At 52.8% G+C, this 12017-nt stretch carries 11 protein-coding genes and 1 pseudogene; 6 read left to right on the top strand and 6 right to left on the bottom strand.

Translation table 11 applies throughout. The features are described 5' to 3' along the window. Positions 1-28: 28 nt before the first annotated feature. Together EB241_RS06660 and EB241_RS06655 are read right to left on the bottom strand one after the other, a co-directional pair. Positions 29-457 carry an organic hydroperoxide resistance protein gene (locus EB241_RS06660; RefSeq protein ID WP_124232424.1) on the bottom strand — a complete coding sequence of 143 codons (429 nt, stop codon included), beginning with the start codon at positions 455-457 and terminating at the stop codon, positions 29-31. Positions 458-559: 102 nt separating this feature from the next. Then, positions 560-1018: a MarR family winged helix-turn-helix transcriptional regulator gene (locus EB241_RS06655; protein ID WP_124232423.1), complete on the bottom strand. Its 459-nt coding sequence runs from the start codon at positions 1016-1018 to the stop codon at positions 560-562. A 61-nt stretch (positions 1019-1079) separates the two neighbouring features. Between EB241_RS06655 and EB241_RS06650 the strand changes: the two genes are divergently transcribed. Continuing rightward, positions 1080-1670, top strand: coding sequence for an HD domain-containing protein (locus EB241_RS06650; RefSeq protein ID WP_124232570.1), 591 nt, complete (start codon positions 1080-1082; stop codon positions 1668-1670). Between the two features lie 135 nt (positions 1671-1805). On the opposite strand, the gene EB241_RS06645 is transcribed toward EB241_RS06650, so the two are convergent. From EB241_RS06645 to EB241_RS06635, 3 genes are all read right to left on the bottom strand, one after another. Further along, positions 1806-2288, bottom strand: a complete 483-nt coding sequence (locus EB241_RS06645; protein WP_124232422.1) for an RcnB family protein — start codon at positions 2286-2288, stop codon at positions 1806-1808. Positions 2289-2587: 299 nt separating this feature from the next. Further along, complete coding sequence (locus EB241_RS06640; protein WP_407644258.1) at positions 2588-3889, bottom strand: glycoside hydrolase family 10 protein; 1302 nt, start codon at positions 3887-3889, stop codon at positions 2588-2590. A gap of 27 nt (positions 3890-3916) precedes the next feature. Continuing rightward, positions 3917-4759: an N-acetylmuramoyl-L-alanine amidase gene (locus EB241_RS06635; RefSeq protein ID WP_199737328.1), complete on the bottom strand. Its 843-nt coding sequence runs from the start codon at positions 4757-4759 to the stop codon at positions 3917-3919. A gap of 463 nt (positions 4760-5222) precedes the next feature. Between EB241_RS06635 and EB241_RS06630 the strand changes: the two are divergent. The 3 genes and pseudogenes from EB241_RS06630 (at position 5223) to EB241_RS06620 (ending at position 7755) form a co-directional block, all read left to right on the top strand. Further along, positions 5223-6024, top strand: a pseudogene (locus EB241_RS06630) (IS630 family transposase). A 236-nt stretch (positions 6025-6260) separates the two neighbouring features. Then, on the top strand, positions 6261-6803 hold the full coding sequence (locus EB241_RS06625; RefSeq protein ID WP_124232420.1) for an isochorismatase family protein: 543 nt from the start codon (positions 6261-6263) through the stop codon (positions 6801-6803). Position 6804: 1 nt separating this feature from the next. Further along, positions 6805-7755 (top strand): GlxA family transcriptional regulator, encoded by a 951-nt coding sequence (locus tag EB241_RS06620; protein ID WP_124232419.1) that lies wholly within the window; start codon positions 6805-6807, stop codon positions 7753-7755. Here EB241_RS06620 and EB241_RS06615 read toward each other — a convergent pair. Then, positions 7743-8738: an acyltransferase gene (locus EB241_RS06615; RefSeq protein WP_124232418.1), complete on the bottom strand. Its 996-nt coding sequence runs from the start codon at positions 8736-8738 to the stop codon at positions 7743-7745. The two genes, EB241_RS06620 and EB241_RS06615, sit on opposite strands and share 13 nt — an antisense overlap. A 197-nt stretch (positions 8739-8935) precedes the next feature. Between EB241_RS06615 and glyQ the strand changes: the two genes are divergently transcribed. Together glyQ and glyS are read left to right on the top strand one after the other, a co-directional pair. Then, positions 8936-9847, top strand: a complete 912-nt coding sequence (glyQ, locus tag EB241_RS06610) for a glycine--tRNA ligase subunit alpha (protein ID WP_124232417.1) — start codon at positions 8936-8938, stop codon at positions 9845-9847. A gap of 9 nt (positions 9848-9856) precedes the next feature. Continuing rightward, the gene (gene glyS, locus EB241_RS06605) at positions 9857-11926 is read left to right on the top strand and encodes a glycine--tRNA ligase subunit beta (RefSeq protein WP_124232416.1); all 2070 of its coding nucleotides are present in this window, start codon (positions 9857-9859) and stop codon (positions 11924-11926) included. Positions 11927-12017 lie beyond the last annotated feature (91 nt).

Below are 12017 nucleotides of genomic sequence, written 5' to 3'. Positions count from 1 at the left end.
CGAACGCTGCCCTGGTGAGGGCTTACTGTCAGTTAATGATATTCAGCGTCACATCAATATTGTTACGGGTAGCGTTGGAGTAAGGGCAAACGATATGGGCTGCATCAACCAGTTTTTTCGCTTCCGCTGCATCCATTCCTTCCAGATGAATATTCAGCTTCGCTTCAATACCAAAACCGGTTGGCAGTGGACCAATTCCCACTTCACCTTCAATATAGGCATCTTTTGGCATGGTAATTTTGTCGCGGTTAGCCACAAACTTCATCGCACCGAGGAAGCAGGCAGAATATCCGGCGGCGAACAACTGCTCCGGGTTGGTAACATCACCACCCGCACCCCCCATCTCTTTCGGCACGCCCAGCTTTACATCCAGCACGCCGTCAGAAGAGGTGGCGCGACCATCACGACCACCGGTCGCTTTTGCTTTTGCCTGATAAACAACTTTTTCTAAAGACATGGTAAGGCTCCTTCAGTCTTACTTGGTTTACGCGATTAAATCGTGTGCGATTTATATTAACTCAGTTTAAGTATAGAACTTTGTTCAACAATCTGCCGTCGGTTAGCCGTTAAGATGGTCGCGAAGCGTTTCAAGCTGCTGCCTGAGCAATTGCAACGTCGCCACATCGCTGGCGGCAGCACAGGTGACCGCTTCCGGGATACCCGTGGCCTTACTGCGTAACCGCTGGCCCTGCTCCGTGAGGGTCAAAACGACTTGCCGCTCATCTTTTCGGGAACGCTGGCGGTGAAGTAACCCCGCACTCTCCAGCCTTTTCAGCAACGGCGTCAGCGTGGCCGAATCCAGAAAAAGACGATCGCCAATCTGCGAGACCGTAACGTCATCACGTTCCCACAACACCAGCATCACGAGGTATTGTGGGTAGGTAATGTCCAACTGGCTCAATAGCTGCCGGTAGAGTTTATGCAGCGCCAGATTGGCGGAATAAAGCGCAAAGCAAAACTGTTGATCGAGCAACAGTGGCGCATCTTGTGCTTCTTTGTCATCTTTATCTGTAGTCATGCGTCAAAATATAAATAGCTCACTATATAATAGCAAGAAATTTATTCTGGAGGGAAAGGTGATGCATTCACTGGAAGATCGTGCCCGACGCTATGCTACTAAAGCGCACGCTGAGGCAGGCCAGCGTCGCAGGTACACCGACGAACCCTATATTGTGCACCCGGAGGCCGTGGTTGAACTGGTCAGAAGCGTGCCACACAGTGAGGCGATGCTTGCCGCCGCCTGGCTGCACGATACGGTGGAGGATACGCCAGGCACGCTCGGTGATATCCGTGCTCACTTTGGCGATGAGGTGGCAAATCTGGTCGGAATGCTGACGGATAATCATCTGCCAGAAATTAAAAACCGCGCCGCGCGCAAGGTTGAGCATTTTCGCCATACCGCGCTGGCCTCTGCTGAAGCACAGACCATCAAACTGGCGGATATTATCGACAACACCCGCTCGATTATTCAGTTTGATGCCGAATTTGCCCGCGTTTATCTGGTTGAAAAGCGTGTGCAGGTTTCCCTGCTCACCGATGGCGATGCCGGCCTGTGGCAGCAGGCGTCCACCATTATCGAAAAGGGCATTACTCAGCTAACGCAAGCCCCTTACCATATTTCCGCAGACTGGTTTACGCGCCAGCAGCAAAGATATGCGCTGGCTGACTAAGCCGCTCACGCACAAAAACCCGGCGTAACAACCGGGTTTCCAGCAGGCGGCGGTTAAAAACGTCCGCTAATGACATCCTTCTCGCCCTGAAGGACGGGGTTTTACAGCGAACCCAATACACCAACGCAGGGTTTATCAGGATTGCTTGTAAAAAATATCGCCGGACTCAGCCCTGATGATTTTGCCATCGGCCTGACTGAACAACACATAGTTGCCCCCCATATAGGTCCAGCTGGTGCCTTCGTCAGGTTTCGGCAGGTTACGGGTTTTCCAGTCAACGATTTCATACTTTTTAGTACGGTAGCGATCGGGTATCACGCTGCCGATAGTGAAATGCTGGAAGTCAGCATAAAAAGATTTAATTTCGTAAGGATTAGCCGGATCGGGGCGCTCCTGAGCGTCGCTGTCGGGATTCTGCATAGCCTGTGCCTGCGCGCCTGTTGACGAGCCTTTAGGGGTATCAGGATTGGTTGCCTCCGGGTTGCCGCCACTCTGATCGTCTGCCACCGCCGCAGGAGATGTGGCCACGGGCTGAGCCTGCTCACCTTCAGCACTGGCGATAAGTGGTACCGCGCCCATCAGCATGGCGGTGATCAAAACATACTTCGACTTGCTCATAGTTTCTCCAAATTGCACAGTGCCTTCCCGAAGGCGTATTCGCTGAATTCTACAAAATAATACGCTAAGTTTTTACTTTTTTGCTCACCAAAACACCGGAGGCGACATTGGCAGAACATTCCGCTGTAGAAGATAAAGCGTTCAGGGCCGAAAGAAACGCAAAAATTGTAAAGAAAGGCAGAATAAGCCTGAAATGACGCGTTGTCAGCGAATGCTGTGTGCGGGGCATCTTCTGGCAGCAGTACATACGCCACCGCCACAGATACCCGGCCCCTTTTTGCAGGAAGCAAGGGGCAAGGCTACCGTGGGATATGCCAGCGGCTCTGCAGATATTTTACTGCCTGTTCCGTCTGCGGTTGGTTTAAGTAAGCCTGCCGGAACAGTATCGCGCCAGAGACATCCGGCAGGCTGTCATTGACATCCAACTGCCTTTTCAGTTCAGGAACGCCTCCTGCAATACTCCAGTCTGGCTCTATGTCTGAGGGCGTACCCACTTTGTATAACGCGATGCCGATATATAAACGGGTATCCGTATTTCTCACCACATCCGACCACCATTTTGCCAGTATGTCATACCTGACAATTTTACGTCCGAGCGGCCAGTATAACTGCGGTGCGATATAGTCCAGCAAGCCCAGTTTCACCCACTGCCGGGTATCAGCGTAAGCGGTATCATAAGCAGGTCCCCCCCCCAGGGTATCCGACCCCAGCGGGTCATCCACCTTGTTTCGCCACACGCCCGCCGGACTGATACCTAATTCGACATGCGGTTTCAGTGCCCTGACTGCCCCGGAAACCTGCCTGACCATCAGCAAAGTATTGTTCCTTCGCCAGCTAGCCTTATCGGGAAAACCTTTGCCGTACTGCTGCCAGGTGGACCAATCCTGCAAAGGAGACAGTGGCGTTTCGTAGTAGAAATAATCGTCAAACTGGATCCCGTCAACAGGGTAATTTTTTACAATCTCAGTGACCACGTTGGTGATCCAGTTACGCACTTCGGGGATGCCGGGATCAAGTACAAAGCGCTCGCTGGCGGTACGTATCCACTCAGGATGAAGCGCATAGACACTGGACGGCGAAGTATGCAACGTATTCTTCAGGGCGGCTGCGCTTTCCGGGTGATTATTGAGTGACACGCGGTAGGGATTAAGCCAGGCGTGTACTTTAATCCCTCTTTTGTGGGCCTCGCTCAGCATCAGGGCCAGCGGATCATAGCCTGGGTCTTTGCCAATAACGCCGGTTAGCACGGCTGACCACGGCAGGATAGCGGAATGCCAGAGTGCAGTGCCATCCGGCTTCACCTGGAAAAATACGGTGTTAATACCGGTTTTAACCATCTTATCCAGTGCGTCAGTCAGCGCCTGTTTCTGCATCGCGATCCTGGCATTATCCGTTGCCGCGTTCAGGGACGCCGCCGGCGGCCAATCCAGTCCGGCAACCGTAGCAAGCCAGACTCCTCGCATGGGTTGTGGCGTTGAGACAGGCTGTACCGATTCAGGCAGTTGCACAGGTTTGGCTGGCTCAGGCGCCGATGAGCAACAGACCAGCGTCAGTAAACTCACCGTCAGCACCACCCGACGTAGTATTTTTGCCGTGGGCAATATTCGTCTCCTTTTTTTGCACGCTGCTCAGGTTGAGCGATATTTCTCGATCAGGGCACAAACAATAGCTTCAGTTTCCGCGTCAGCATTGCCGCTGATATCTGTCGGCCTGAAGTGCATCTGGAACGCAGTGATGTTTTTGCGCGTTTCCTCATCCAGCATGCCATTTTGCGGAATCTGGTCATAGCCATACTGTTTCAGTAGTGCCTGAAGGTTTTTAACATCCACGGGCGCGTATCCATCACGATCCGCCAGATAACGGGCGACAACATCCCGATCGGGCCATGCCCCAACGCCGATTGCTGCCAGTCGTTCCCAGGGAAAGAGTTTACCGGGGTCCTGTTTTCTGAGCGGGGCAATATCAGCATGTCCGACCACATTATCTGGCGTGATCTGATAGCGGTGAACGATATCTTTCGTCAACGCGGCAATTGCAGCAATCTGTTTTTCACTGAAAGGATACCAGGTACGCCGACCATCCAAATCATCCGTAAAGCCACGATTAACGATTTCGATACCAATCGAACTGTCGTTGAAATTACTCCTGCCATTCCAGTTGCTGACGCCAGCATGCCAGGCACGTTTATTTTCATCAACCAGTTGCAGAATCACAGGTTTGCCATTTTTAAATGTCGGGTCGTTCTGGATAAGATAATGCGCACTGACGTTCTCTTGCGTCAGTACGTTCAGAGAATGCTCATTATCCAGCGCTGTATAGTGCATTACCAGAAAACGCACCCTTTCATTCTGACCCACTGCTTTGGCAGCATGGCTGGCAAAATAACCGTCACGTTCCTCGATTATTGCTGGCTGTGTGGCACATCCGGTTAGCATTACTGCCAACACAGCCATCGCAATCGCCTTTCTCATGTTATTAATTTGTAATAAAGAAATGGATTGCCGCATAAAAACTCCCTTTATTTTTCCGAAAAGACCTTTTTGAACTAATTAATTTTGCAACGTCATCATATTTTATCCCTGCTTAATATTAAAAAATAACCCCCTTTATATATAAAATTTAAAAACAAAGTCACTTTTTTATTTCAGAGAAAACGCCATCAAAAACAGTAACAGCCCGTAAAAGATAAAATAAAAAACAGAAGAAAACCACAATAACAATGCAACCTAAAAGCCCCCCAGGATTAAATAAGTGTTAATTTATACTGACCACATATAATCGCACTAATCATAATAATTCCCCTGACGCATTCAGTTCTTTATATCCCAACTAAATAAGTGTTCCGAATAGTAAATCACATTGAGGGAACTCAGCCCGGATTGCGCGAATCTTTTCAATCGCCAAACCAAAACTAATCACCAACCGGACTGAGCAATGCCGATCATAGCACCCATACCCCGCAGTGAACGACGCCTTATGCAGAAAACGGTTCATAAAACCCGCGATAAAAACCACGCACGCAGGATGATTGCCATGCTGATACTCCCAGCGATGTCGCCAGGACGCTCTGCAGCGCACGTTCATCCGTCGGGCGATGGATTAACTGGTTCACACTTTACGGGCCGGAAGGTCTTAACTCGCGCTCACCAGGGCATGTGCGCCGCTGGCCATTTGGATCCACACCGGGACAAGAAAATGGCGGCAATCAATGTGGCACTCGCCAATTATTGTGCGGAGCATCCGGTATTTTATGAGGACGAGATGGACATCCACCTGTTCCCCAAAATCGGTGCAGACTGGCAGAGCCGTGGTCAGCAAAAGCGGGTGGTAACGCCCGGACAGAATGAAAAACATTACCTTGCCGGAGCGCTTCATACCGGTACTGGCCGGGTCAGCTATGTGGGCAGCAGCTGTAAAAGATCAGCACTGTTTATCAGCCTGCTGAAGCACCTGAAAACCACATACCGACGGGCAAAAACCATCACGCTGATGGTGGATAACTACATTATCCATAAGAGCGGAGAAACGCATCGCTGGCTGAAAGCGAATCCGAAATTTACGGTCGGTTTATTCGCCGTGGGTCAATTATATTGAACGATTGTGGCTGGCGTTACATGAACCCATAACCCGTAATCATCAGTGCCGCTCAATGTGGCAGTTGCAGGGCAAAATAGGCCACTTTATGAAAACAGCCTGTCCCTTTCCGGGAGGAAAGCATGGTCTGGCAAAAGTGTAGCGATATCAGGATCGCTTATTTAGGTATTTCCTGCCCCAGTATCAGGGAAAAGTATCACTACCATTAAGACAGCGCGTTATTGCCTGTGCGGATCGCACTGTGCCAGCGTCAGCTGATTATCAGTACCTCGGAAGTGTACTGGTCCCTCAGTGACAACAGCATGTCCCATTTTGACCTTATCGCGCTTTCGTTTCGCTGGCATCATGGCCTTACCCCCAGCGTTCAGGAGCCAGTAAATGCCATCAACGATACTTTTAGTGATTGACGCACAGCAATCCTTTTACCATCGTGGTTACCAGCAAGCCGCTGAAACACCAGCATTCGAACGCAGTTTAAGCGCACTGGTTGCTGGCTGTCAGAGGTGCCGTATCCCGGTGGTGGATGTGTTTCATGTGGAAGACCAGGGGCCGTTTTCACTGGCATCAGGATGGGTACAGCGATTGCCTTTTCTCACTCATCAGCCAGCAAAAACGGTCTACAAACGCGTCCATAATGCACTGACGGAATCAGGTCTGGAGCCGTGGTTACGCGAACAGCAGGTAAAACACCTGATTATCAGTGGACTGCGCACCGAACAGTGTTGTGAAACCACGGCACGGGTGGCGTCCGATCTGGGCTATAAGGTGACCTTTGTCACCGAAGCAACCCTGACGTTCCCCATTACGCACAATCATCTGACGCTGAGTATCAACGACCTGCGTCACCGTACTGAAAGTGTGCTGATTAATCGCTTTGCCGAAATCCGTCACGTTGACGAATGCCTGAAGGAGCTTGCCTGAGATGAAAACGCCAGTATGGTTTGTCACACTGCCCGGCGTAATGACGCTGGATCTTACCGGACCAGCAGAAACCCTGAAGCTGGCGGGCGATACCTTTTCACTGCGCTATATCGGCCCGGACGAAAAGGTGATGACCTCAACCGATATGATGATCGGCGGTATTGAGCCACTGCCGGAAAATTTGCCTGACGGCAGCCTGCTGGTGATCCCCGGCGTGTTTGATTCCAGCATCTGGTTTGACACGCCGCAGGCCGTGTTGGCCCGACACTGGCTGATGCGAATGCAACCCGCCATTCACGCCAGGCAGATAACCTTACTGTGCATCTGCTCCGGCTCTGTACTGGCCGCGCAAAGTGGCCTGCTGCACGGCATTCAGTGCACCACCCATCACGACGTGCTTCCCCGACTCAGCGCCGCAGAACCCACGGCGATAGTGAAGGAAAACCGGATATTTGTTGAAGATCGTGGAATATGGACCAGTGCCGGGATCACCACCGGCATCGACCTGTGCCTGCATCTGATCAACCGCCTGTGTGGCGCACAGATGGCGCTCAATGTGGCAAAAGAAATGGTGGTCTGGTTTCGTCGCTCTGGCGAAGATCCTCAGCTGTCACCGTGGCTACGCTACCGTGACCACCTGCATCCTGCCATCCATCGTGCTCAGGATCTGCTGATTGAACAGCCGGAACTGGGCTGGCAGTTAACTGAACTGGCGGCGCGGGTACATGTCAGCACCCGCCATCTGGCGCGTTTATTCCGGGTGCATCTGGGCATCAGCGTCCGGGAGTATCATCAACAGCTCAGGCTGGCGATAGCCCAGCAGGGATTACAGCAGGGCGAAAGCACAGAAAAAGCCGCCCTGGCAGCCGGATTTTCCTCTGCCCGTCAGCTGCGTCGTGCGCTGGAGCGCTGGCCAAACACGGCAACATCATCAGACACTCAGCTCACATAACGGCCGCTATCCAGCCGTCTTAGCCCGACAGCCAGTAACAAACTTCCCAGCAAGGTGAGGGTAAACACCAGCGGAATATCCAGCCACGGGCGGGTGGTGTTATCCAGATGGTGGGTTCGTATAAAGTGAATAAACAGCGCATGAAAGCCATAAATGGGCAGCGAATAGCGGGAAACCGTGGCCAACACCGGTAAAGAGCGCTGATTGAACATATTTTTAAACAGAACCAGCAGGCTGATGGCGGCAACAAATACCGTTGGGCCACAATAAACATACCATGTATCGGCAAATGCACCGTTTACGGCCATTTGCCTGCGGGTGCCCACGGCGATTACCACGACGCAGGCCATAAAGACTCCCCCCGCCAGCCAACTCAGGCTTCGTCTGTTGGTGTCCATGATACCAATGGCCCGACCAAACAGCGCATAAAGCACGTAATAGAAACTGTCACCGCTGAGCCAGAGATTCAGCGGCAGCCAGTGAAATGAACCAACCGACTGGTCAACGGTGTTGGGGTTGGCCAGCACCGCCAGGAAAAGCGTCACCACGGCCAGATAGCGTGCCCCCACGGGTTTGACCTGAATCAGTGGAGAAAGCAGGTAAATAATGATGATGGCGAAGAAAAACCACAGGTGGTAGAACACCGGCTTTTGCAGCAAATAGCGTAAAGACAGCCCGGCGTTAATGGGCGTCAGCCAGTGGATATACGCCAGGGCAACCGCACTGTAAAACAACAGACAGAGTATAATGCGCAAAAAATGACGCCGCTGGGCGCTTCGCTCACCAAAAAACAGATAGCCGGAAATCATAAAGAAGACAGGCACACAGACGCGCGACGCGGAATTCAGCAGGTTCGACAGACCCCAGCTGTGTTCTCCGATCAGCGTGCCGCGAGTCACGTACCAGGTGGTGGTATGGATCATAATCACCATCAGGCAGGCCACCCCACGCAAATTATCTATCCAGGCAATCTTATCCTTCATTACGTTTCCAGTGCGTTATCCCGATAGCTATGAGGGTAGCTTTTCGGAAAATATTCAACAACATCGGGTCACAGAAATTCGAAAAGATAACCATGACGGAAGAGATGCCAACTTAGCATTGACGGCAGGCTGACTATCCGGCGGTCAAAGGGTATACTGACGCCCACTTTTAAAACCGCTTAGCGTGCGAATTCAACATGCAAAAGTTTGATACCAAGACATTTCAGGGACTGATTCTGACCCTACAGGATTACTGGGCACAGCAAGGCTGCACCATTGTGCAACCGCTGGACATGGAAGTGGGTGCAGGAACGTCTCACCCAATGACCTGTCTGCGCGCTCTGGGGCCAGAGCCGATTGCCGCCGCCTACGTGCAACCTTCACGCCGCCCAACGGACGGCCGCTACGGCGAGAACCCGAACCGCCTTCAGCACTATTATCAGTTTCAGGTCATTATCAAGCCATCACCGGACAACCTTCAGGAACTGTACCTTGGCTCCCTGAAAGCGCTGGGGATGGATCCCACTGTCCATGATATCCGCTTTGTGGAAGATAACTGGGAGAACCCAACGCTCGGCGCGTGGGGTCTGGGGTGGGAAGTCTGGCTGAACGGGATGGAAGTGACACAGTTCACCTACTTCCAGCAGGTTGGTGGGCTGGAATGTAAACCCGTTACCGGCGAAATCACCTACGGTCTGGAGCGCCTGGCGATGTATATTCAGGGTGTGGACAGCGTATACGATTTGGTGTGGAGCGACGGCCCGCTGGGCACCACCACCTATGGCGATGTGTTCCACCAGAACGAAGTTGAACAATCCACTTACAATTTCGAATACGCCGATGTCGATTTCCTGTTTACCTGCTTCGAGCAGTACGAGAAAGAGGCGCAAAGCCTGCTGGCCCTGGAGAAACCATTGCCGCTGCCAGCCTACGAACGCATCCTGAAAGCAGGCCACACCTTTAACCTGCTGGACGCACGTAAAGCCATCTCTGTAACCGAGCGTCAGCGCTATATTTTGCGCATTCGCACCCTGACCAAAGCCGTAGCTGAAGCCTACTATGCGTCCCGTGAGGCGCTGGGCTTCCCGATGTGCAATAACAAGAAATAAGAGGCAGCCATGACTGATAAAACTTTTCTGGTGGAAATCGGCACCGAAGAGCTGCCGCCAAAAGCGTTGCGTAACCTTGCCGAATCCTTTGCTGCTAACGTTACCGCCGGGCTGGACGCTTCCGGTCTGAGTCACGGTGAAATAAGCTGGTATGCCGCGCCGCGCCGCCTGGCACTGAAAGTCGCAGACTTAAGCACCGCACAGCCGGATCGTGAAGTGGAAAAACGTGGCCCGGCCATCGCCGCCGCGTTTGATGCCAATGGTGTGGCGACTAAAGCCGCCGAAGGCTGGGCGCGTGGCTGTGGTATCACCGTTGACCAGGCGGAACGCCTGAGTACCGACAAAGGTGAATGGCTGCTGTATCGTGCTCAGGTGAAAGGTGAAAACGCCCGTGAACTGCTGCCCGAGATGATCGCTACAGCGCTGGCGAAGTTGCCGATCCCGAAACTGATGCGCTGGGGCGATTCCGATGTGCAGTTCGTTCGTCCGGTGCATACCGTCACGCTGCTATTGGGTGACGAAAGCATCCCCGCCACAATCCTGGGTGTTGATTCCGCACGCACCCTTCGCGGTCACCGTTTTATGGGCGAGGCGGAATTCACCATCAATGATGCCGATCAATACCCGCAGATCCTGCTGGAGCGCGGCAAAGTTCAGGCGGATTACGAAGTACGTAAAGCACAGATCAAAGCTGGTGTTGAAGCCGCTGCACGACAGATTGGTGGCGTTGCCGATCTCAGCGATGGTCTGCTGGAAGAGGTGACTTCACTGGTGGAATGGCCGGTGGTGCTGACGGCCACGTTTGAAGAAAGATTCCTCGCGGTGCCCGCCGAAGCGCTGGTCTACACCATGAAGGGCGACCAAAAATACTTTCCTGTCTACGACACGACGGGAAAACTGCTGCCAAACTTTATCTTTGTCAGCAATATCGAGTCAAAAGATCCACAGCAGATTATCGCCGGTAATGAGAAAGTGGTGCGTCCGCGTCTGGCAGATGCGGAGTTCTTTTTCAATACCGACCGCAAAAAGCGTCTGGAAGACAACCTGCCGCGCCTCGAAACCGTGCTGTTCCAGAAAGAACTGGGGACGCTGCGTGATAAAACCGATCGCATTCAGTCGCTGGCTGGGTGGATTGCCGGACAGATCGGTGGCGACATCAATCACGCAACCCGCGCGGGCCTGCTTTCCAAGTGCGACCTGATGACCAATATGGTGTTCGAATTCACCGATACCCAGGGCGTGATGGGAATGCACTATGCGCGTCACGACGGTGAAGCAGAAGACGTTGCCGTCGCCCTGAACGAGCAGTACCAGCCACGTTTTGCCGGTGACGATCTGCCTTCCAATCCGGTCGCCTGTGCGCTGGCGATTGCGGACAAGATGGACACCCTGGCAGGGATCTTCGGTATTGGCCAGCATCCGAAAGGCGATAAAGATCCGTTCGCGCTGCGCCGCGCCGCGCTGGGCGTGCTACGCATTATTGTTGAAAAAAATCTGTCACTGGATCTGCAAACGCTGACCGAAGAAGCGGTGCACCTCTATGGCAGTAAGCTGAGCAATACCGGGGTTGTCGATGACGTCATTGACTTTATGCTGGGCCGTTTTCGCACCTGGTATCAGGAAGAGGGTCACAGTGTGGACACCATCCAGGCGGTTCTGGCGCGCCGCCCTACCCGTCCGGCAGATTTCGACGCTCGCATGAAAGCGGTTTCGCACTTCCGCACGCTCGACGCGTCAACCACGCTGGCGGCGGCAAACAAACGTGTCTCCAACATCCTTGCCAAATCCAGTGAACCGCTGAATGAGAGCGTGCAGGCTTCACTGCTGAAGGAGAATGAAGAGATCCAGCTGGCGACTTACGTGTCGGCATTAAGCAGTAAGTTAGCCCCCTGGTTTGCGGAAGGCCGCTATCAGGATGCGCTGATCGAACTGGCGCAGTTGCGTACCGCCGTGGATAACTTCTTTGAGAAAGTGATGGTGAATGCAGAGGAGCGCGAAATACGGATCAATCGTCTGACGCTGCTGGCAAAGCTGCGTGAACTGTTCTTGCAGGTAGCGGATATCTCACTGTTACAGTAAGCAAAATATCTGCTCTCACGCGGACCCTGGTTTAACGGGTGGATGCTTATCCACCCGTTTTTTTACGCTCAAATCCAACCACGTGATAGCA

The sequence above is a fragment of the Erwinia psidii genome (assembly GCF_003846135.1).
Lineage (GTDB): Bacteria > Pseudomonadota > Gammaproteobacteria > Enterobacterales > Enterobacteriaceae > Erwinia > Erwinia psidii.
This window is presented reverse-complemented; position numbering and strand designations above follow the sequence as displayed.